The sequence below is a fragment of the Pediococcus claussenii ATCC BAA-344 genome, assembly GCF_000237995.1.
GTDB lineage: Bacteria > Bacillota > Bacilli > Lactobacillales > Lactobacillaceae > Pediococcus > Pediococcus claussenii.
This window is the reverse complement of record NC_016605.1, coordinates 753421-775777: the sequence shown is the minus strand read 5'-3', so window position 1 is coordinate 775777 and position 22357 is coordinate 753421. Positions and strand designations below refer to the sequence as shown.

The window sequence follows — 22357 nt, the reverse complement described above, 5'->3', positions numbered from 1 at the left end:
AAGTGGTTTATGAGTTTAATTCTAGCGATTAATTGAACTAATCTTGTTAATATAACTCTTTAAATTACGCGGTGGTTTTCTCGGTTTAATTATTTACATAATTAATATTAGAAAATTTAGATATTATTCAGTTTTCAAAGAACAAATTGAGAGTAGACCTCTCAAAACTAAACAAAACTTTGACATGGTGTAGTTTCCGTATTATTCCTTAGAAAGGAGGTGATCCAGCCGCAGGTTCTCCTACGGCTACCTTGTTACGACTTCACCCTAATCATCTGTCCCACCTTAGACGGCTAGCTCCTAAAAGGTTACCCCACCGGCTTTGGGTGTTACAAACTCTCATGGTGTGACGGGCGGTGTGTACAAGGCCCGGGAACGTATTCACCGCGGCATGCTGATCCGCGATTACTAGCGATTCCGACTTCGTGTAGGCGAGTTGCAGCCTACAGTCCGAACTGAGAATGGCTTTAAGAGATTAGCTAAACCTCGCGGTTTCGCGACTCGTTGTACCATCCATTGTAGCACGTGTGTAGCCCAGGTCATAAGGGGCATGATGATTTGACGTCGTCCCCACCTTCCTCCGGTTTGTCACCGGCAGTCTCACTAGAGTGCCCAACTTAATGCTGGCAACTAGTAATAAGGGTTGCGCTCGTTGCGGGACTTAACCCAACATCTCACGACACGAGCTGACGACAACCATGCACCACCTGTCATTCTGTCCCCGAAGGGAACTTCTAATCTCTTAGAATGTCAGAAGATGTCAAGACCTGGTAAGGTTCTTCGCGTAGCTTCGAATTAAACCACATGCTCCACCGCTTGTGCGGGCCCCCGTCAATTCTTTTGAGTTTCAACCTTGCGGTCGTACTCCCCAGGCGGAATACTTAATGCGTTAGCTGCAGCACTGAAGGGCGGAAACCCTCCAACACTTAGTATTCATCGTTTACGGCATGGACTACCAGGGTATCTAATCCTGTTCGCTACCCATGCTTTCGAGCCTCAGCGTCAGTTACAGACCAGACAGCCGCCTTCGCCACTGGTGTTCTTCCACATATCTACGCATTTCACCGCTACACATGGAGTTCCACTGTCCTCTTCTGCACTCAAGTCTCCCAGTTTCCAATGCACTTCTTCGGTTGAGCCGAAGGCTTTCACATTAGACTTAAAAGACCGCCTGCGCTCGCTTTACGCCCAATAAATCCGGATAACGCTTGCCACCTACGTATTACCGCGGCTGCTGGCACGTAGTTAGCCGTGGCTTTCTGGTTAAATACCGTCACTGGGTGAACAGTTACTCTCACCCACGTTCTTCTTTAACAACAGAGTTTTACGAGCCGAAACCCTTCTTCACTCACGCGGCGTTGCTCCATCAGACTTTCGTCCATTGTGGAAGATTCCCTACTGCTGCCTCCCGTAGGAGTCTGGGCCGTGTCTCAGTCCCAATGTGGCCGATTACCCTCTCAGGTCGGCTACGTATCACTGCCTTGGTAAGCCTTTACCTTACCAACTAGCTAATACGCCGCGGGTCCATCCAGAAGTGATAGCCGAAACCATCTTTTAAAGGAAAACCATGCGGTTTTCTTTATTATGCGGTATTAGCACCTGTTTCCAAGTGTTATCCCCCTCTTCTGGGCAGGTTACCCACGTGTTACTCACCCGTTCGCCACTCATTTCATTGTTAAAATCATCTTCCGTGCAAGCACTTCTAATTCTTTTAACGGAAATGCGTTCGACTTGCATGTATTAGGCACGCCGCCAGCGTTCATCCTGAGCCAAGATCAAACTCTCATATTATATGATGAGTCTATATAAGCTCATTAATTGTTTGTTTTGCGAATTGACTTCGTTCGCGTAATGTTTTATCAAATAACTTTCGTTACTCAATCCCTACAGCATTTGATTGTCAAAAATTTGTTCAGTTTTCAAAGGTCTACAGCTTTGCTATCAAGGCTTTAACTCGCTTCGCCTTAACGCAACTATCTTAGAATATCATCTGAAAAAATAAAAGTCAATAACATATTTTATTTTTTTTTGAATCACTGCAAATATTCTTTTCTCTGTTTCCAATCTGGTAATTTGTTTGCTATTGCAGCAAATCCAATTTCATCCTTATAGTTTGTCCAATGCCTCTTTCGCTCAACACGAATATTTACTGGTACTGGAATTTTAGATAAAGAACCTGTTCGTTCCATTAATGCCCTAATTGAATAATTGATCTTACCTTCCTTAACAGTCATCAAAACCGCATCAAAAGAATCTCCAATTTTAAATTCTCTATTTATATCGTCAATAAAATCAGTGCTACATTCAGAGATATGAATTAATCCAGAAACTCTATCAGTATTAATTACGAAAACACCAAATGGCTGGATTCCAGTTACAGTAACCCTATTAATATCTCCAATTCTATATCGCATCATAAGAGACACCACCTCCAACCCAATATAGAACTATACTAATTAATAAACATAATTTCAATACTTAATAATCTATTAATATTCAAAACCGTTTTTGACAACAGAACTTATCGATAGTTAAACTGGAAATGACAAATAAACAATTGGAGACTCTTACTTATATGCAAACATTAATTGATTTTATATTACACATCGACAGCCATCTAGTTGGTATAGTTACTAACTTTGGTGGATGGACTTATTTTATCTTGTTTGGGATCATATTTATTGAAACTGGTGCAGTTATCTTACCTTTCTTGCCTGGTGACTCATTACTTTTTGCAGCGACCGCACTTGCCGCGAAGCCTGAATACCATTTAAGCATTTGGCTATTCATAATATTATTCTTTTTAGCCGCTTTTCTTGGTGACTCACTTAATTTCTTCATAGGTAGTACCGTTGGAAAAGCTTTAAGAAATCACCCTTTTTTCTCTAAACTAATTAGTGAAGAGAAAATGACAGAAGCTGAACAATTCTTTGAAAAACACGGGAACATTTCAATTACGCTTGCACGTTTTATCCCAATAATTAGAACTTTCGCACCATTTGTAGCAGCCACTTCAAAAATGAAATATCGTATTTTTCTTAAATATAATTTAATTGGTGACATTGCTTGGGTCCTATTATGTTGCAGTGGAGGATACTTTTTTGGAAACATTCCGCTCGTTAAAGATCACTTTTCTTTGGTAGTCATAGGAATTGTTGCTATTTCTTTAATTCCTGCTTTGATTTCATTCATCAGACCGAAAAAAAAGAACGCTTAATCAAGCGTTCTTTTAATTTTCCAATTTATCAAACCAATAAACAACTCAAAATATATTAACCCCATTAAAAAACATGCCATAAAAAAATTATCTGTTAATATATTAATAACCGGATCCAGTGAGGGATCAAATATCCAATAATTATTCCTAAACAGAATTCTATGAAACATAATAAAAAATTGATCAAAATTAATTAATATCAGTCCGCTTGCAACCAATGGAACTAAATATGACCACTTCATTACTCCATAATACTTCCACCACTCTTGGCTTTTGTTCAAAGAGCGCCACGTCAAAAAAAGTAAAACTATCAATATAAGTAATATCACACTATTCAGCAAGAACAGTTGCTTCACTTCTCGCATATGCTCCAAACCGTGTGGCGAGCTATTAAAGGACTGCATCTTTAATTTATTAATCCATGGTAATTCTAAATAACTGAGCAACTGTAAGTAATTATGCTTAATCAACTTCCCACTCATACCAACTGTTTCTGACAATTGATCAAACTTTATTGACCAATCAAACAGAAAAAAAGAATTAATCGTTAAAAAAATAGATGAAGCAAGTCCAAAGAGGTATAGAATTCCCACTGTCCAAATGTATTTTAACTTCTCAAATCCAACCATTTATCATTGCCACTCATCAAAAGAGTCGATTTCATGAGTTGGTTTAATTTCCTGCCTTGAAACCAAATCCTTCGTTGATACTCCCGTATAAACCAATAAAGTGTCTATTCCAAAATTAATTCCGGCAGAAATATCTGTCATATAATTATCTCCCACCATGACCACTTGATTCTTTTTTAATCCAATCACTTCTAGGGCATTTTCCATAATGATTGTCTCGGGTTTGCCAACATAGGTAGCTCTTTGTTGTGTTGCACGCTCAACTAAAGCAATCAGTGATCCAGCACCTGGGACCAACCCACGTTCATTTGGTAAATTAGTATCCGCGTTAGTACCGATAAATTTAGCTCCCTTTTTAATTCCAAGAGTTGCAACTTCAAATTTGTGGTAGGTAACGTCATAATCTAGTCCCACAACGACATAGTCAGGATGGTCTTCTTCAAAAACAAAACCCTTGCCAAGAATGGCTCGTTTTAATCCAAGCTCCCCGATAATATACACTTTACGATGATCTTCATCAGCAATACTTTCCAAATAGTCAGCAGTTGCTAGGGCAGCTGTATACACAGTATCCGCCTCAACCTGAATATCATGGTTATCCCTTAAATTCTTTGCCACATCTTCTGGAGTCTTTGTTGTATTATTTGTTAAAAATAAAAAAGGAATATTATTGTACTGAAGTCTCTCAATAAACTTTTTCGCAGCAGTAATACGTTCCCTTCCTCTGTAAATTGTTCCATCTAAATCAATTAAGTAACCACCATAACTGCTAATCATTATTTCTGCCCTCTCTTTTCACGAATTTTAAATGTTCTACGTTTACCCTTGTTAACTGATTTCACAAATTCATTTTTACGCTTATTAACTGATTCTTTGTGGCGCACTTCACTCCCCTTTTTTTCTTGTTTATTTTTCTCTTGTTCCTTCAACCATCTGCTACGCGCTCTTTCATTGATATCCTTATTTTGCAAAACAAAATAAGGACTGCCAAATCCACAAACTTCATATAAATAATCTTGGAAAGATGAAATCTTAAGTTCATTTCGAACTTCAAGCTGATCTTTATAAAATCCTTTCAGCCTTAATTGATTAGATTCAACATCCCCAACAATATAATCATATCTAGAAAAAAGGTTAACAAATCTGTCTGCTAACTGTTCTACGTCAAATGCTTCACGATAATTTTGTAAAATTTCATATAAATGTCCGTTAATTATGATTTCATTCTCACTAATTCGATCAATTGTGTTAACGCTTGGTCTCCGCATTTCTTCTAACTCTTCAGGTGTTTTATGTGTCATTATTGTCTCCATTCCTTATTTATTAATCCTAAAAAAAAAACGAAGAAAGGTCAAATACCTATCTCCGTTTTAAATAGTCAACCCGTTTGCCTTCAATCATTTGTTCTAAATCATTTTCAGAAAATGGCGTGCCAAAGGGAATTTTATAATCCAAATAATCCTTTTCTGGCGTATCAACACCTACATTAATGTTCTCTTTAGCATTAACACTATAATGATGGATGTGCCCATGCAGATTAACTATTTGATTCACGATTCCCAATGATATCGGATAATGTGACAAAATAAGCTGTCGATGATTTAATTTAATAATTGTCCCAACATCGTGAAATTCAAATTTAGGGCTACCATCCCATCTATAATTATTTCCATCTAAAAACTTGAAAAGCCGACGCGAATCATGATTTCCCTTAACCAATACTAAATGACCATTTAAACGATTTAATAAATCAAACACATCTTGGTTTGATTGCTTCTCTGGACGGACAAAGTGCAAAGCTATATCGCCCAAATGGTATACTGTATCACTTTCTCCAACCCGCTCGTTCCAATTTTTAATAATTGTTTCATTCATTTCAGTTATATTTTTAAAATCACGTGGTGCAAAATCATAATCTCCTAGTAGTTCACTATGAAAAAAATGTGTATCTGCTGTAAAAAATTTCAAGATTCGTCACCCTTCTTCAGAACATCAATAATCAAAAGCAGCACAAACCAGATTACTGAACCAAATAATGCAACCACCGTCTCTTTTTGAAAGAAGAGGACCACTCCGACAAATGCCAAAAAAACAAGAATCAGCAAATCACTAAAAGGAAACAGTGGCATTTTAAAACTATTTATCTCTAATTTTTGATCGTTCTTTAACTGTTCTTTTTTAAATTTGTAATGCGCTACGATAATTGTACCCCAAATAAATAAGAAACAAGTAGTAGCAATACTTGAAATTAAAGTAAAAACACCATCTGGCATTAATATATTTAAAATAACTGCTATTGCAATAATAACAGATGAAAACAAAATAGCATTTTTAGGAACTTGGCGGTTAGATAACTTCCCAACCTTTTTTCCAAATCCCCCCTTGCTTCCATACGTAAGAGAAAAAAGCATTCTACCCGTAGAAAAGATTGAGCTATTACAAGCTGAGGCAGCAGCAGTTAATACAACGAAGTTAATAATTCCGCCTGCTGCAGGTATTCCAATATTTTTGAAAACTTGAACAAATGGGCTACTATCTGGACTTATATCTTTCCAGGGATAAATTGCCATCAAAAAGAATAGCGCCCCGATATAAAAGATACCAATTCTAAGTGGTATTTCATTAATTGCTTTAGGAAGTACCTCTTTAGGATTTGCCGTTTCAGCAGCTGTCATTCCGACCATCTCAATACCAACAAACGCAAAAACTACCATCTGAAAAGAGAGTACAAATCCCTTGATCCCAGTAGGAAAGAATCCACCAAAATGCCATAAATTACTTAATTGAGCAACACCAGCATCCGTTTTTGAGTGAAAAACTACCATCACAACACCAATAATAATTAATGCAACAATGGCAACTATCTTAATAATAGCGAACCAAAATTCAGTTTCTCCAAAAAGTTCCACCGTTATTAGATTTAACAATACCAATGAAAACAAAATAATAAATCCAGGAATCCATTGCGGTACACTTGGAATCCAGTAACGAACATACAATCCTGCCGCTGTTATTTCAGCCATTGCAATTGTTACCCAACACATCCAATAAGTCCAACCAGTTATAAATCCCATCCGTTTTCCTAAGTACTTGGTAACAAAATCAACAAAGGATGTAGACTTCAGGTCCGATAGTAATAGTTCACCAAGCGCACGCATTAACCAAAAACAAATTATACCAGTAATAATATATGCCAATAGAATTGACGGACCAGCTAAATGTATTGAACTACCAGCTCCTAAAAAAAGTCCCGTTCCAATTGTTCCACCTATGGCGATTAATTGTACATGCCTGCTTTTTAAACCTCTTGATAAATGTTCTTCATCATTTTTCATACTATTCCCCCACTAGAGTCTTGCATTATTAAAAAGGCATTAGACTTTCATGCTTAATAATAACGAAATTTTAGGAAATAGTAAAATCACCTATAAATATTTTGATGCGCCCAGATTTCATAATCACGAAGGAATTTTTGCATTTCTTTTCTTTGATTAAATTCCGGAAGGTCTCCTAGCAATACAGGATTAGCCTGCTTTGCACTTCCACCAACTTTTTGTAAAATTAAAATCGATTTTCGGGCAGATTGTTCTTTAAATATTTTTAACGGTAAATTTAACATTGCTTGCAAATAGACCGAGTCATGGAAATAAGCTAATAAATGTTGACCCTGATTAGTTTGAAAAAGATTAGATGGAACTAAAAAAATCCCTATCCCAGAATCTTCTAAAACATTCATAGATTGTTCAATCAGTAAATGATGCACGAAAGAGTGTTCTTTTTTATCGTGAGTGGCAAACTGCTTTGCCTTATCGTCAATTGGATAATAACCAACGGGAAGATCACTCACAATTAGTGGAACTTTCCCAATTTCAATCTCTTCAATTGCATCCTGATGAATTAAGTCAAGCTCAACTCCTTCTAGTGATGCAGACATACTTGCTACCGACAACATAGTATCATCATTATCGACACCAATGCCTGAAACCTTCTTGCTTGCCAAGTGATCTAATATTGTCTCTATCAAATTCCCCGTTCCGACAGACAAATCAGCTAATTTTGCATCCTGTAAATCCAAATCTAGACCATCTATAAGTGCATTAAAGATCATTCCAATTGCATCCGGTGTAAATTGGTGATTAGCTTGAATCTTTTCTTCTTGAGTTGCTCTAATCAAAACTAGTTGAATGGTTTCTCTAATTTCAGCACTCTTATATTCTGAAAGTTTAACCTTTGAATAGAGTTTATCTAAAGCTCTAACCGCTTCAGCATTAGGTTGATTATCGATAACTTGTACTTCACCCGTATATAAATTATCCCCAGTCTCCACCAAAGCATCAAGATATTCAATATCTAATTCCTTTTGTAAAATTGAGATTGATTTCTCAAATACGTTAAATAACTTTTCAATTTTTTCTGTATCCATTTTTCCACCTACTTAATACGCTAACTTTCGAAGGGCAAATACTTCCTCGTGACCATTTTTTAACCGTGTTTTTAACTGATTCCCTTTTAGTTCAACAAAATCAAATGGTTCTCCATACTTGTGATCCTTGGGTAAATCAGAATATGTTAATAAATGCGGTTTTGTCTTCTTGATGAAAATAAATTTATCAGCAAGCATTTGACTTCGTGTACGACTAATTGAATTTTTTATTATCATCATCTCACGGTGATGATATTTGCAAATTAATATATTCGCCCCAGACAATAACACTAACACAATTATTGCCGAAAGTAAGCTACTTGCTTTTTTTATCATAATCATTCAAATAAACCTTTCCGTTATAATTATGCCCATTGTGATTTAAATGAATTTTGATAAACTTTCCCTCCTTTTCAAACCAGCAGCTATTAACTCCTAATAATAACGGCATATGCCCTGGCGTGAATCGCAACATTTTTTTATATGAGCTTAATATATAATCCTTGTTTTCCTTACCTGAAAATAGAACAAGTGAATCACGTTTACAATTTTTTAAAGTAAAGCTGTGTCGTTCTGACTCTAATTCATTAATTAAAACAACTAAATCAATGGAATCATCCCTTTCTAAATATCTATGAGTACTGTTAACTAACGGATGTATTATCAAAAACATTGAGCACACTATAAAAAATACAACTATCGTTTCTATCAGTGTAAACGCAACCTTCTTAAATCTTTTTTCGCCAATCATTTAATCTTGCTCGCTCTTTTTCTAATATCTGTATATTTTGTTTTTTCTCCATTGACCAAGTCTTCCAAGTGTTAAGCGACCATCCCAAGCAACCACAGATAATTGTTAATGCAACAACTGCTTCTAACAAAACAAATCCATTTTGTCGTTTAACTATTTTTTTCAAGTTGATATACTCCCCATCCCAATTGAAATTTTAGCTTATATTTTATTTTATTATTTTCAAAAAAGTTGATCGTTTGTGGTGGTAAGTGACCATTTGCTTCAAGAGTTGTAACTCTTGATAATCTAAAGTTCAGGTTATTCGGAAGTTTTATCACATAGGTATAGTGATTAAAATACGTTCCTGTTGTAAAAAAAACACGCTTATTTTCTTTATCAAAATGAATATCTGTATGTTTATGTGAATATATTGCCTCTTGCTTAGCTTTATCCCATTCTGCTTCAAATTGCTTCCAAAAAAATTCTTCCTTATATTGCACAGAATATTTTTTAAAACCAGAAAGCCCAATCAAAAGAATCATTGAAACAATCATAAGTACGGTAACACTTTCAATTAGAGTGAAAGCTTTTTTAATCATCCTATTCTTTGACTACTCGTTCTTTTTCAATTTTTATACCATCCTTTGTTGCTTGATCAAATTGTTTATCAGATAAATATCCTTTTCCCTTCAAATCAGATAACCCTGCTGGTAACTCATGATATTCGTTTTCGTACAAATCAACCTGCGTTTGAACTACCTCTGTCATTGCATCTCTCTGAACTACTTTGGCATTTTTTCGCTGACTGGATACATTTGGTAAAATAATTAGTATCAGAAGAGACACTATAAAGAGCACGACAACCATTTCGATTAATGTAAAACCTTTTTTCTTTTTCATTTCATAATTCCTTTCATCGATCCATACATGGGCATTAATATACTTAAATACATTAGAACAATAATCAATCCCAAAACTCCGAACATAATTGGCTGTATCAAAGTTATTAAATGTTCTAATTGCTTGGTTAAGTTCTGATACTTAATCTTTGAAAATGTTTTTAACTCATCAGAGATTGTTTTTATTGTTCCTCCCTTATTAAAAATTAAATTTAATTCTGTAGGAAGATACGATGTTTTTTCAATAACGTCCTCAATTTTTCCACCTTTTGACAGGGCCATATGAATATTTTTTCCAACTTGATGCAGTAATGAATCTTTATCAAAGTGTTCAAAATAATCGACAATCTTTGTCATCGTTAATCCTCCTGCAACTAAAAATGCTAGATTAAAAGAAATATAATAATGACAATAAGTCTGAATAATTTTCCCAACAATTGGTAACTTACAAAGGATATTGATACGGTATTCAATTGACTTACCACGAAATTTTTTAATTTTGAGAATGATGAGCGAACAAATCAATATTACCAATACCGCTAACATTGCACGAAGAAGCTTTTCCTGTAATACTGTCTCCGTTTGTCCCATACTATTTAGTTCTGGAAAAAGCAAAATTTTCATCCCAATAAGCATAACTATTAAAAACACTAATAACATAATTGGATAATGAAGTAACGTCATTATTTTCTTTCGGTTTGCTTGCCGTTCGGAAAAAACACTGCCTAATGTCCTGACCGTAGATATCACTTCTCCGTGTTTACTCGCAATATGAACTTGATAGAAAACATCTTTACTAATAAAAGGTCTTATTGCGTTTGCAAAATCGCAGCCTTTATTTAATCTTGCAATTATTTTGTTAATAATTTCTTGATTCTGTTTTTGCATGATTTGAATAAATTCCAAACTTTTTTTTATTGAAAACCCCATATCTAATAGATCAGATAGCGTTGTAAATAAAAATGATTGTTGTTGAATTGTTAGTCTATTAGCCGAACTTAAATTCTTCGAATACTTCTTTAGTAATTTCACCGTTCTCAAACAACTCCTGAATTTTTTTAGACCATTTATTTTGATTTAAATTGGTTTTTTTATTTATTTCTACATCGAGTATTAACCGCGGTTTCCCAGTAATTGTTGGTACCAATCTTTGGTATACGGAAGCTGTCAACGCCTGTTCCAAAAAAGAGTCACCAATTCCCAATTCTCTCAGTCTATTTTTTACACCTTCAGCACTTTGAGCATGTACTGTTGTTAGAACTAAATGCCCACTTAAAGCAGCTTGAACAGCTATTTCTGCAGTTTTCGCATCTCGAATCTCACCAATTATAAAAACATCCGGTCTATGTCTGAGACTACTTTTTAGCAAATTACTGTAATCCATTCCTGCTTCTTCATTTACCTGCAGTTGCAAAAAATCATCATCGTCAATTTCCACAGGGTCTTCGATACTTAATACTCGCCACTCTGGAATAAGTGACTTCGCCAGTTTATAAATTGATGTTGTCTTCCCCGAACCCATCGGTCCAGCAAAGGCAATCATCCCTCGCCTGTACAAGCATCCTTTAATTTTTTCCCATTCAGAATTATTTCTAATCACACTTATTGTATCGGCTTCATAAATAAACCTAATTACAACTGCTTCACGATCAAGAAAGTCTCCAACACTTGCAACCCTTAAATTTATTTTTCCTTTCTCGCCCTCCCATACCATTGATCCATTTTGAGGCCTTCGATGTTCACTAATAAGCATGTTTGCACGATACTTAATTAAACTTATTAATTTAACTGAATCCTCTCGTGATAATTCCTCATAATCCACGTACTTGTCAGAGCACCTGTATAAAACTTGATAATGATCTAACTTAGGCATTAAAAATAAATCACTGACTTTACTACTAATAGCATTCTCAATAATTCCATTCATTCTTTGTTCTAATTCCATTTTCTCCCCCCTTAATTTATAATTTCGTCAAAATCTTTCCAAAAATTTTTTGAATAAAAAAATCCCAAAAATAATCATTTCTGACCATTTTTAGGACTTAACATAAAAAAAATACTTACTTTCTAATTTCTTTGCGGCTTGGAATTGATGGTTGGGCACCTATTTTTTGTACTGCTATTGAGGATGCCTTGTTTCCATACTTGATAGCCTCTTCTAAGTTTTTAAGATTTGGCTTCAATTCTGCAGCCAGTGCCCCAAGAAAAGTGTCACCAGCAGCAGTGGTGTCTACTGCATTTACCTTAATTGCTGCAACATTCCCTGAACCCTTTTTTGAGCTGTAATATACTCCTTCACTTCCTAATGTAATTAAAACGGTCTCTATACCAATATTATGTAATATTGCACTAGCTAATTCTTCGGATCGTTTATCAATAATCTTTATCCCCGTTAAAATTTCAGCCTCCGTCTCATTAGGTGTGATAATATCGGTGAGTTCTAATAACTCATTTGGTAGCTCTTTAATAGCTGGAGCTGGATTAAGAATTGTCTTCACTCCAAAATCTCGAGCAATTTTAAACGCTTCAATTGTAGCAGCAATGGGCGTCTCCAACTGTGCAATAACAAAATCTGCTTCCCGAATCTTATCACGGGCCATTTTAGCATCGGATTCATTTAAGGTGCCGTTTGCTCCTGCATATATTAAAATACGGTTTTCACCCGAATCTTCTAAAATAACAAACGCTTGACCTGTTTTAGTGTCTTTGGAAATAGATATATAGCTTAAATCAATACCACTCCTAGACAATTGTTCCAACATATATTTGCCGTTAGAATCGTCGCCAACCTTACCGATAAAAGAAGTTTTCGCTCCCGAACGACTAGCAGAAATCGCCTGATTGGCACCCTTTCCCCCACCAGCAATCTTTTCATCATGTAATGCTAACGTCTCTCCAGCAGAGGGAAAATGTGATGCCTGAAGAATTGTATCAACATTTAAACTTCCAATTACAACTATTCTATTTGTCATAGTAAACTCCTGATATTTATTTGTTATAAAAATTATAACAAAAAAGAACTGGAAAAGTATTCCAGTTCTTTCTTATTAGGTCTATTCAACAGTTTCAGGTAGCTGTGCTGCCTCGTATACTTCCGAAACATCGTCATTATCTTCAAGCTCATCAATTAAACCTGTGTATTGTTTAACCTTATCCTCTGGAACTTCGGTTTCATTTTCTGGAATCATTGTAAGTTCAGCAGTTGCCAATTCGTAACCATCAGCCTCAAGAGCATCTCGAACTTCAGCAAAGCTCTTAGGATCTGTGTAAATTTCAAAAACTTCATCTGATGTTTGGACGTCATCTGCTCCGGCATTAATAGCATCTTCCATCATAGCATCCTCGTCTTTATCCAAGTCCTCACGAGTAATTACAATGTATCCCTTACGATCAAACATGTATGAAACAGAACCAGCGGCTCCTAATGAGCCACCATGATGTGTAAATGCTGAGCGGATTGCCGCTGCTGTCCGATTTTTGTTATCTGTAAGTGTTTCGACAATGATTGCCGTTCCGGCTGGTCCATAACCTTCATAAGTAATCTCTTCGTAGCTAGCACCATCGGAGCCACTACCCTTATCAACAGCACGCTTAACATTGTCCTTAGGCATATTAGCAGCGCGTGCTTTATCCATCATTAAACGAAGTTGTGGATTAGCAGAAGGGTCCGGACCCCCAGCTTTAACTGCAACGTAAATTTCACGAGAAATACGTTGGAAAATTTTACCCCGTTTGGCATCTTGTGCATTCTTTCGACCTTGAATATTATGCCACTTTGAATGTCCTGACATATCCGAACTCCTTCTTTCATTTTTTATTTATGTCTGTTTATCAACGTTAATTATACTACTAGTCGTATAAACGGTTGTCAAACAATTATGAACTGAAACCTACCCAATTCAGTTCATTTAACTGAAACTAACTTAGTGTATAAAGTTCATCAATTAAAGAAATTTTTATGAAATATTTCCGCCTTAGTCTTAATTTTCATACTAATATTCAATCATGTAAGCTTTTCAATTCCTAAAATACTACTACATAATTCTGTTAGCATGTATTCCGCCAAGTAAAATTTAGAGTTATGCTTTTTACACGTTATAAACTGGATTTGAGCCTAGTACCACTTAATTTTTCAAATAACATATCATGTTCAGGTCTAAATAAATCCAGCATTGCATCGATAATAAAACTCAAAAATACAACCAATAAAAGAATCAACATTACGGCAGCAATTATATTTTTTATGCCACCATTAACCCAATCATTATCAATTGATAATTCAAGAATTGTTAGCAAGAAAAACCATCCTACTCCAAAAGCATTTCGCTTAACAATCTGTAACTTATTTGTCTGATTTCCTTGCGAATCTACTAGTTCAACATTTACAGCCCTCATTCCAGGCGTTTTGTGAAAGAATAATTCTGGCACTAATACCACAACTAAAAATCCAAGGGACCAAACCATTGACCCATAATTACCAAGTCTAAAATTCAGTGGCCTTTGTAATTCAAGAATTACTATTCCAGCCAAAATCACCAATGCTAAATCTAAAAGTGCAGCTGTAATATGTCTAAAAATTGTTACTTTTTGTCTCCTCATTAAAATAGTTTTTCTGACTTGTAAATCGGTTGGTATTAATCCACTAAACATTTTTCCACTCATGAATCCCAACCATCCACCAAATGTATTTAGCATTAAATCATCAACGTCAAAAAGTCTATATGGTCTCGAATAAAATCCGTACAATCCAGAAAGTTGAGTTAGTTCAAAAAATAACGATAGTAAAAAGGTAAACAAAATTGTCTGTTTTAAACTTCTTTTAAAGTAAATTCTCAAATAGACACCAAATGGTATTGTAAGAAAAATATTGAAAAGCGGTTGAATTGTTGTTGGATTTTTTAAGGCTGGTACCCACGTGTGTACATTCGTTATTTTCAGTGGATTATACTTAATGAACTCTAGGATAAAGACAAATGGATGTAAATTGTACTTAATCGTCGTTAAATGTGATACCACCGTTCTAGATGGTAACGGTAAAATGATTAAAAAGTACGCGCAAATTAGGTAAAAAACTAAACTATAAGTTACTGCCATAGACCATTTAGATATGGCTCCGTTACGGTTATAATTCCATAATAAAATTGGAAAAGTAATTAACAATGCTACAAAAGGAAAGAACAGTCCTGCCATTTGAACGTCAGAAATATAAATACCCATTTTAAACTCCCAAATTCATTTTTAATTTTATCATTCACTTCTTTTAACAAAAAGAAGCCCGAAATAATTTTCGTGCCTCTTTTACACATCTATAAAATTCATTTTAAACTATGCGCGCTTAGAATAACTTCCATTTTGAGTATTAATAACTAATGCTTCTCCCTCTTCAATGAAATCAGGAACATTAACTACTAAACCTGTTTCCATTGTGGCCGGTTTTCCTGAGCCTGTAACAGTTGCTCCCTTAATAGATGGGGAAGTTTCAGTTACCTTAAGTACAACTGTAGTTGGTAAACGAACACCAATAACTTCATCTCCATAAAATTCTATCTGTACTTCCGTATTTTCTAATAAATACTTCAAGTCAGCCTCAATAGCAGCAACTGGAATCTCATATTGTTCATAGGTTTCCATATCCATGAAAACAGCTGTATCTTCTTGACGATATAAAAATTGAGCATCCTTAGTATCAATAATTGCTTGTTCAACTTTTTCCGTTGGACGCATCGTAGTCTGGACATTCGAACCTGAACGCACATCATAGAGTTTCATCTGCATAACTGTGTTACCTTTACCAGGTTTATGATGATTAGTTTCAATAACTCGAATTAGCTTCCCATCCTTTAAAAAAGTCATCCCTGCTTTTAAATTAATTGCTTCAACCATTTTTAAATTACTCCTTAAATGTATTTTTTGCTATGCGTCACAATTTATCAGATAAACTGGGAGGCACGGTCAACACGCTATAAATAAACTGAATAAGAAAAGCCATCATTTGTTCACCTTTAATTAAATTCATAATTTTAAATGTACTTCTGTGTTCAATGATAACATAAGAATCACTTGTTCACTGAATTTTAAATAAAGCATATAATATGATTATTATAAATATTTGGAGGTTCTAAGAATGGGCAATCTTTTTACTGAAAATAAAGAAACTTCATTTAAACACCGGCTCTTAAATGAAATATTAAGTGCTATAACACATGGCATTGGTTTTGGTCTGTCTATCGCTGCCCTCGTGCTTATAGTGATACACGCAGTTAATACCGGGAATCCTATTCGAATCGTTTCAGACTCTGTATACGGTGTGTCTATGATGCTTTTCTTTATTTCATCAACTCTCTTTCACAGCCTATATTTTACAAAAGCCAAACGAGTCTTTCAAATCTTCGACCATGCCAGTATTTATCTTTTAATTGCAGGTACGTACACACCCTATTGTCTAGTTACGATCGGAGGCGTTTTTGGTTGGACCCTCTTTGGAATTATTTGGGGATTAGCCCTTCTAGGTATTATATACAAGGCAATCTGGCTGGACAAATATCGTAATTTTGCAACATTTTTATACGTTGTTTTAGGGTGGATATGTATCGTTGCATTTAAGCCACTATATTCTAACCTCACTAGCACTGGCTTCTGGTTGCTAGTTGCAGGCGGAGTAGTGTTTACAATCGGTGCCCTTATTTATAGTATCCGTCGAATTCCCTACCTCCACGTCATTTGGCATATCATCGTAATGATAGGTGTTGCTTTGATGTATTTCTCTATTTTATTCTTTGTCTAAATACAAAGCCAATTCCATAAAAAATAAGAGATTATTGCATAACATTGCAATAATCTCTTATTTTTTATTTTTCAGTGTCCCATAATTTTTTAGCTGCCGGAATATTTCCAAGTTCTGTCATATTACTTGGTACAACTACAGTGTTATTGACTCCATTAGCTAATTGTCCAAACGTTTGAAGTCCGATATACTGCATCATTTCCGCATTCAATCCACTTTCTTTAACCGCCCCATTAACTAATTTAATCCTGTCAGCATTTGCTTGAGCAATCTTGGCAATTCGATTGGCTTCAGCACGTGCAGCAATTTCTACCTGACTTGCTTCTCCTTCGGCCTTTAATTTCATAGATTCCTTATCACCTTCAGCAGAAGTAATCATTGCTTCCTTATTTCTATTTGCAGTCAATAGTTTATCCATTGCTGCTTGCACTTCAGAGTTGGCTTTCAACTGTCCAATATTGATACGATCAACGGCAACCCCATAACCATTTGTAATATCCTTGATGCTATTAAACAGATCAGTATTAATAGTTTCGGTCCCATTTAAAACTTCATTTAACTCTTTATTTCCAATGATCCCACGCAGATTGGATTGACAATCTAGCACAACACTCCGCTCAGAGTTCTCATTTTTGTAGACATACTTTTCGACATCAGTAACATGATATTTCAAAGAAACATCAATTTCCACCGTTGCGTTTTCTTTAGTAATAACTTGAAATGGCGGTATTTGAAGTGGAGTCTGACGTAACGAAACCGTTTCTCTAACACCATAGATAATTGGTATTACCAAATGAAGTCCCGGTTGCAATGTTTGCACGAAATTTCCAAAGCGCTCTAATAGCTTAACTTCACCAGAATGAACAATTACAAAAGATCGAAAAAGAATATAAATTATCAAAATCAGCAGTACAACTAAAATTATAGTTAATGTTATCCCCATCTTACTCACCATCCTTTTCTATAAACCGTGGCCTAACCAATTGTTCCTCCGATACTTCTGAGTGATTAACAATTGCCACAAGTAATTCACTGCCATTTATCTTTCTGATTTGTACATACATAAAATCGTCATCCTCCAATGGCATAGCTTCATTTGCAACAACAGTATACGAATAAGGTATTCCCATTAATCGTAAGTCACCCTGCATTTTACGATTCTTAATCGCAAAATAAGCCCCTATAAGTTCTTCCGTTAAGTACCCGTTAACTTCGTCCGGAACAGCCTCTTTAACACCATTCTCCGCAAGATAGTCCACCCCTTCCTGCGTAATAACAAGAACATTCCCAATCTTTGCAACTGTACCCTGTAATAATTTTTCGGGATAATTATTATAGAGCTGTCTTATATAGGAAGGACTTTTCCCTAACTTAAGAGATGCTTCTCTGGCAGAAAACAGTGGCAAGTCCCGTAAATCAATCTTTAACGGATTTTTACGCAAATAATCTTTTTGACTATCCAATATAACGCTCCTTCCCATTAACGACTACGTTAATATTATAGCTTTTATCGTTAAATAAATCAATTTAGATCTTAATAAATCTACCAATACCGTACAATAAAATTCCTGTAACTGCAGTAATTACTGCTACCAAGAATCCGGTTGATGTTATATCTTTAACAACTTGGTTTCCAATCTGAACTGCTACTGAATTATTAGTTATCAGCTTTGCCGGAATATCGCCAACATATGCAAACCCAAATAAAATTGCTCCTAGCAATCCAGAAAAAATTGCTCCCACTCCACTAATACGAAACAAGGCCTTCTTTATTAAAGCTAAGATCATACAGACGGCTAACAAGATAAAAGCGGCCGTTTCCGTAAAGCTATTAATCCTCCTAGTATCACTCATAGTTTTAGAATAGCTTGAAATTTTTTCGGAATTAATCTGAGTATTAATCGCCTGAACTACGCCTGAAACAACCATCCCTGTTATTCCTTGCTGAAGGATTCCAGTATTGCTACCTAAACTTTGTTCAACCTGATTAGTTACCAAGTTATTATCAACTTGAACTGTCTCTCCCTGATAAAATTGATGAACCATGTTTTTTAATACCTGATTAATCAAATCACTTCCAACTAAATTAGTATTTTGTAAACCTAGCTTTGAGGTTTGTTGGTCTATATTTTGATTTATTTGGCTTGCCACGTCTGAATGTTGAATTTGTTTCGTCATATAATTTTCATTAAAGACTGTTAAATTAAGTATCATCGTGATCATCAAAATTACCCCACTAATTGCAACAAAAAACTTTAACCAAAAATAGTTCTTTAACTTAGGTTTATTGGTTATTTCTTTATTTTTTTCATTTCGCGTCTCGACTCTAGAATTTTCGATTTTTTTATCTCCTTCGCATTATATATTGTATACACCAATTCTATCACGAATCTTTTTTTAATAAAAAAGTGGAAAGATTAATGGCTAGTAGGGTATACTCAATAATGTTGCGTTCAAAGTAATAATACATAATTTAAGGAGCTTTTTTCATGGACTATAGTTTTCAAGCCAAATTAGTGGCTGAATTTATTGGTACCGCAATTTTAGTTATTTTAGGTAACGGTTCTGTTGCCAACGTTGAGCTTAAAGGAACAAAAGGAAATGGTAGTGACTGGCTGTTAATTGCTCTTGGCTATGGGTGTGGTGTAATGGTTCCATCTCTCATGTTTGGAACTATTTCAGGCTCTCAAATTAATCCAGCATTTACAATCGGGTTAGCCGTTGTCGGAAAGTTTCCTTGGTCGCAGGTGTTACCTTTTATTCTTGCACAGTTGTCTGGCGCAATGGTTGGGCAATTAGTCGTTTACTGGGCATACAAACCTCATTATGATCAGACAACAAATCCTGAAGCTATCTTAGGAACGTTCAGTACAATTGATGCTTCAAAAAGTCATCTCAATGGTTTTATAAACGAATTTGTTGGTTCGTTCATTCTTTTCTTCGGAGCAATTGCATTTACCAGTGCCCCATACTTTAAAAATAGTCCTGCAACAGTTTTTATTGCCCTTGGGCTCTTGGTTATGACGTTAGTTGCTTCTCTCGGTGGTCCAACTGGCCCCGCATTGAATCCAGCACGTGATTTAGGGCCACGTATTATTCATGCGTTACTTCCAATTAAACACAAGGAAGACTCACATTGGCATTATGCTTTAGTTCCTGTTGTAGCACCAATTTTAGCTAGTATTTGTGCCTTAGTTCTTTACACATCAGTATTCAAATAAACAAAAAGGATTTGGAAATTAAAGATTCCAAATCCTTTTTGTTTATTTTGTTGACTGACGAAATACCATGTCGAATGGAAGAACAATATTACGTTCTTCAATCTCTTCATTATTCATTAATTTTGTTAGTAATCGCATTGCAACTGCACCAGTATCGTACATTGGTTGCCCAACAGAACTTAATTGTGGCCTCATCATTTTAGTGATTTCTGTATTATTGCTAGAAATAATTTCAAATTCTTCTGGGACCTTAACATCCAAGTCTTGAAGGCCGTTTAATAAACCAGCAGCCAAAGAATCATTTCCAACAAATGCAGCGGTTGCATCACTAGCCGCAATATCACTAGCCAACATTACTCCAGAATCATAATTATAATCTGTCTCAAAAACCAACTTTTTATTGTAAGTAATGTCACCCTTTTTAAGTGCTTTTTTATATCCTTCTAAACGGTATTTACCGTTAACGGGCTCTTCAATTGAACCCGAAACAAATGCAATGTGCTTATTTCCATCCTTAATTAACTTATCAACTGATTCTTCTGTTGCCATCTTATAATCAATACTTACGGATGGCAAAGCCTGCTTATCATCAATTGAACCCGCAAAAACAACTGGCGTTCTTGAATTTTTAAATGCTTCCCGCAAGCGATCGTCAATGACATTTCCCATGTAGATAACCCCATCTACTTGTTTGGTAAGGAGATTTTCAAAAACTTCAAGTTTCCGATTAACATTTTCATCGGAATTTTCCAAAATTATATTATATTTGTACATTTCAGCAATATCATCAATTCCTCGAGCTAGTGACGCAAAAAAAGGATTTGTAATATCGGGTAGAATTACACCAATTGTTGTTGATTTTTTACTAGCAAGCCCCCGAGCTACAGCGTTTGGATGATAATCTAAACGCTCAATCACTTCATTTACTTTTTGTCTTGTATCAGGTTTAACGTTTGGATTTCCATTGACAACTCGAGAAACTGTAGCCATTGAAACACCAGCTTCACGCGCTACATCGTATATTGTTATAGTTTGTTTTTCCATTTTAAAATACCTCTTTATAATTGATATTATTTGTTTTCATAAAGTTTTCAGACTAATGAATACGTTAACAAATTTTAGAATATGTTGCAACCCCTTCCAAAAAATTAGCAAACTTGTGTGCTATAATTTAGACACTAAACTGAAAGGGAAGCGATTTAATGTCTAAACTTGACGAAGTTCAAAAATGGGTCTCGGAGCAACATCTTGACCTTGCATACATCAGTGATTTTGAAAGTATCCACTATTTAACAGGATTCGGCAGTGATCCAATCGAACGTGTTCTTGCCTTATTTGTTTTTCCAGATCACGAACCATTTCTTTTTGCCCCAGCTCTTGAAGTTGAAGCAATAAAGGACACTGGGTGGAATCACCCTGTTTATGGTTATTTAGATCACGAAAAACCATTTACTTTAATTGCAGAACATATAAAACAAATTAATCCTAACCCCGTGAAGTGGGGAATCGAAAAAGACAACCTCACTGTTGATAGATTTGAATTAATCAGAGGGCAGTTTCCTGACGCTACATTTACTAGTGATCTTACCCCATTAATTCAACAACTACGTTTGATTAAAACCAATGATGAAATTGCTAAATTAGATGCAGCAGGCAGAGAAGCAGACTATGCGTTTGAAGTTGGTTTCAAGGCCATTCAAGCGGGTAAATCTGAAGCCGATGTTGCTGCTGAACTTGAATATGCTCTCAAAAAGCGCGGTGTTATGAACATGAGTTTCGATACCCTTATACAGGCTGGCGCGCACGCTGCCGAACCACATGGGGCAACAGGAGCAACCAAAATTCAAAACAACGAATTAATTTTATTTGATCTTGGTACTGTTCATGAAGGATACATCAGTGACGCATCTAGGACTGTAGCATTAGGTGCTTTAAATGATAAACAAGCAGATATCTATAAAGTTTGTCTAGAAGCACAGTTAACCGCACAAGCAGCTGCCAAACCAGGTATTACGGCTGCCTCACTTGATAAGATTGCTCGTGATATTATTACCAAAGCTGGCTATGGTGAATACTTTATTCACCGTTTAGGTCATGGTATGGGAATGGGCGAGCATGAATTTCCATCAATCATGGAAGGTAATAACATGGTTCTTCAAGAAGGCATGTGCTTCTCTATTGAACCAGGTATCTATATTCCTGAAGTTGCCGGGGTCCGAATTGAAGATTGTGTGCATATCACAAAAGATGGTTGCAAACCGTTCACACACACTTCAAAAGAACTTCAATATATGTAAAACATCAGTTAGCATTAACACAATGCTAACTGACACTGCAATAAGCTTATGCTTGGTTGCAGTTTTTTTATTCACTTTTTTAGAATGTAAAGTAGTTAAAAAACGGAACTTGCGTCTTGCACATTGTATTAGTAATGACGATAATATCGAAAAT

General features: G+C 35.5%; 26 protein-coding genes and 1 rRNA gene. 4 read left to right on the top strand and 23 right to left on the bottom strand.

All coding sequences use genetic code 11. The features are described 5' to 3' along the window. Nucleotides 1-212: 212 nt before the first annotated feature. Both PECL_RS03650 and PECL_RS03645 read right to left on the bottom strand, forming a co-directional pair. Nucleotides 213-1791: ribosomal RNA gene (locus tag PECL_RS03650) — 16S ribosomal RNA — on the bottom strand. Nucleotides 1792-2033: 242 nt separating this feature from the next. Beyond that, the gene (locus PECL_RS03645; RefSeq protein ID WP_014215248.1) at nucleotides 2034-2417 is read right to left on the bottom strand and encodes a S1 RNA-binding domain-containing protein; all 384 of its coding nucleotides are present in this window, start codon (nucleotides 2415-2417) and stop codon (nucleotides 2034-2036) included. 158 nt (nucleotides 2418-2575) lie between these two features. Between PECL_RS03645 and PECL_RS03640 the strand changes: the two genes are divergently transcribed. Continuing rightward, nucleotides 2576-3217: a VTT domain-containing protein gene (locus PECL_RS03640; RefSeq protein ID WP_014215247.1), complete on the top strand. Its 642-nt coding sequence runs from the start codon at nucleotides 2576-2578 to the stop codon at nucleotides 3215-3217. Here PECL_RS03640 and PECL_RS03635 read toward each other — a convergent pair. The 17 genes from PECL_RS03635 to efp form a co-directional block, all read right to left on the bottom strand. After that, nucleotides 3214-3846, bottom strand: coding sequence for a TIGR01906 family membrane protein (locus tag PECL_RS03635; protein ID WP_014215246.1), 633 nt, complete (start codon nucleotides 3844-3846; stop codon nucleotides 3214-3216). The two genes, PECL_RS03640 and PECL_RS03635, sit on opposite strands and share 4 nt — an antisense overlap. Before the next feature lie 3 nt (nucleotides 3847-3849). Continuing rightward, nucleotides 3850-4623, bottom strand: coding sequence for a TIGR01457 family HAD-type hydrolase (locus tag PECL_RS03630; protein WP_014215245.1), 774 nt, complete (start codon nucleotides 4621-4623; stop codon nucleotides 3850-3852). Continuing rightward, complete coding sequence (locus PECL_RS03625) at nucleotides 4623-5147, bottom strand: YutD family protein (protein WP_014215244.1); 525 nt, start codon at nucleotides 5145-5147, stop codon at nucleotides 4623-4625. The genes PECL_RS03630 and PECL_RS03625 overlap by 1 nt, the downstream gene beginning before the upstream one ends. A 58-nt stretch (nucleotides 5148-5205) precedes the next feature. After that, nucleotides 5206-5814, bottom strand: a complete 609-nt coding sequence (locus PECL_RS03620) for a metallophosphoesterase (protein WP_014215243.1) — start codon at nucleotides 5812-5814, stop codon at nucleotides 5206-5208. Next, entirely contained in the window at nucleotides 5811-7181 is a 1371-nt protein-coding gene (locus PECL_RS03615) for an amino acid permease (RefSeq protein ID WP_014215242.1), read from the bottom strand. The genes PECL_RS03620 and PECL_RS03615 overlap by 4 nt, the downstream gene beginning before the upstream one ends. An 86-nt stretch (nucleotides 7182-7267) precedes the next feature. Further along, complete coding sequence (locus PECL_RS03610) at nucleotides 7268-8269, bottom strand: class I SAM-dependent methyltransferase (protein ID WP_014215241.1); 1002 nt, start codon at nucleotides 8267-8269, stop codon at nucleotides 7268-7270. A 12-nt stretch (nucleotides 8270-8281) separates the two neighbouring features. After that, on the bottom strand, nucleotides 8282-8611 hold the full coding sequence (locus tag PECL_RS03605; protein ID WP_041534588.1) for a hypothetical protein: 330 nt from the start codon (nucleotides 8609-8611) through the stop codon (nucleotides 8282-8284). Then, a complete protein-coding gene (locus PECL_RS03600) occupies nucleotides 8586-8942 on the bottom strand; it encodes a ComGF family competence protein (RefSeq protein ID WP_014215239.1) in 357 nt (118 codons plus the stop codon). Before PECL_RS03600 ends, PECL_RS03605 begins: the two co-directional genes overlap by 26 nt. A 55-nt stretch (nucleotides 8943-8997) precedes the next feature. Further along, the gene (locus tag PECL_RS03595; RefSeq protein WP_014215238.1) at nucleotides 8998-9186 is read right to left on the bottom strand and encodes a hypothetical protein; all 189 of its coding nucleotides are present in this window, start codon (nucleotides 9184-9186) and stop codon (nucleotides 8998-9000) included. Next, entirely contained in the window at nucleotides 9170-9601 is a 432-nt protein-coding gene (gene comGD, locus PECL_RS03590; protein WP_014215237.1) for a competence type IV pilus minor pilin ComGD, read from the bottom strand. Before comGD ends, PECL_RS03595 begins: the two co-directional genes overlap by 17 nt. Nucleotide 9602: 1 nt before the next feature. Then, nucleotides 9603-9902: a competence type IV pilus major pilin ComGC gene (comGC, locus tag PECL_RS03585; protein ID WP_014215236.1), complete on the bottom strand. Its 300-nt coding sequence runs from the start codon at nucleotides 9900-9902 to the stop codon at nucleotides 9603-9605. Then, entirely contained in the window at nucleotides 9899-10933 is a 1035-nt protein-coding gene (gene comGB, locus PECL_RS03580) for a competence type IV pilus assembly protein ComGB (RefSeq protein WP_014215235.1), read from the bottom strand. The genes comGC and comGB overlap by 4 nt, the downstream gene beginning before the upstream one ends. Further along, entirely contained in the window at nucleotides 10890-11846 is a 957-nt protein-coding gene (comGA, locus tag PECL_RS03575; RefSeq protein WP_014215234.1) for a competence type IV pilus ATPase ComGA, read from the bottom strand. Before comGA ends, comGB begins: the two co-directional genes overlap by 44 nt. 115 nt (nucleotides 11847-11961) lie before the next feature. Further along, nucleotides 11962-12873: a ribokinase gene (rbsK, locus tag PECL_RS03570; RefSeq protein ID WP_014215233.1), complete on the bottom strand. Its 912-nt coding sequence runs from the start codon at nucleotides 12871-12873 to the stop codon at nucleotides 11962-11964. An 81-nt stretch (nucleotides 12874-12954) separates the two neighbouring features. Next, on the bottom strand, nucleotides 12955-13692 hold the full coding sequence (locus PECL_RS03565; protein ID WP_014215232.1) for a YebC/PmpR family DNA-binding transcriptional regulator: 738 nt from the start codon (nucleotides 13690-13692) through the stop codon (nucleotides 12955-12957). Between the two features lie 304 nt (nucleotides 13693-13996). After that, the gene (locus tag PECL_RS10135; RefSeq protein ID WP_014215231.1) at nucleotides 13997-15118 is read right to left on the bottom strand and encodes a VanZ family protein; all 1122 of its coding nucleotides are present in this window, start codon (nucleotides 15116-15118) and stop codon (nucleotides 13997-13999) included. A 108-nt stretch (nucleotides 15119-15226) separates the two neighbouring features. Beyond that, entirely contained in the window at nucleotides 15227-15784 is a 558-nt protein-coding gene (gene efp / locus PECL_RS03555) for an elongation factor P (RefSeq protein ID WP_014215230.1), read from the bottom strand. A 241-nt stretch (nucleotides 15785-16025) separates the two neighbouring features. On the opposite strand from efp, the gene trhA reads away from it, so the two are divergent. After that, nucleotides 16026-16685: a PAQR family membrane homeostasis protein TrhA gene (trhA, locus tag PECL_RS03550; protein WP_041534586.1), complete on the top strand. Its 660-nt coding sequence runs from the start codon at nucleotides 16026-16028 to the stop codon at nucleotides 16683-16685. A 64-nt stretch (nucleotides 16686-16749) separates the two neighbouring features. Here the strand turns inward: trhA and PECL_RS03545 are convergent, their stop codons facing one another. The 3 genes from PECL_RS03545 to PECL_RS03535 form a co-directional block, all read right to left on the bottom strand. Beyond that, nucleotides 16750-17628, bottom strand: coding sequence for an SPFH domain-containing protein (locus PECL_RS03545; protein ID WP_014215228.1), 879 nt, complete (start codon nucleotides 17626-17628; stop codon nucleotides 16750-16752). A gap of 1 nt (nucleotide 17629) precedes the next feature. Continuing rightward, nucleotides 17630-18148: a hypothetical protein gene (locus PECL_RS09715; protein ID WP_050899565.1), complete on the bottom strand. Its 519-nt coding sequence runs from the start codon at nucleotides 18146-18148 to the stop codon at nucleotides 17630-17632. Between the two features lie 64 nt (nucleotides 18149-18212). Then, nucleotides 18213-18908: a hypothetical protein gene (locus tag PECL_RS03535; RefSeq protein ID WP_014215226.1), complete on the bottom strand. Its 696-nt coding sequence runs from the start codon at nucleotides 18906-18908 to the stop codon at nucleotides 18213-18215. Nucleotides 18909-19174: 266 nt separating this feature from the next. Between PECL_RS03535 and PECL_RS03530 the strand changes: the two genes are divergently transcribed. Beyond that, on the top strand, nucleotides 19175-19906 hold the full coding sequence (locus PECL_RS03530; RefSeq protein ID WP_014215225.1) for an MIP/aquaporin family protein: 732 nt from the start codon (nucleotides 19175-19177) through the stop codon (nucleotides 19904-19906). 42 nt (nucleotides 19907-19948) lie between these two features. Here PECL_RS03530 and ccpA read toward each other — a convergent pair whose 3' ends face one another. After that, on the bottom strand, nucleotides 19949-20950 hold the full coding sequence (gene ccpA / locus PECL_RS03525; RefSeq protein WP_014215224.1) for a catabolite control protein A: 1002 nt from the start codon (nucleotides 20948-20950) through the stop codon (nucleotides 19949-19951). A 158-nt stretch (nucleotides 20951-21108) separates the two neighbouring features. Between ccpA and PECL_RS03520 the strand changes: the two genes are divergently transcribed. Next, the gene (locus PECL_RS03520; RefSeq protein WP_014215223.1) at nucleotides 21109-22203 is read left to right on the top strand and encodes a M24 family metallopeptidase; all 1095 of its coding nucleotides are present in this window, start codon (nucleotides 21109-21111) and stop codon (nucleotides 22201-22203) included. Nucleotides 22204-22357: the final 154 nt, after the last annotated feature.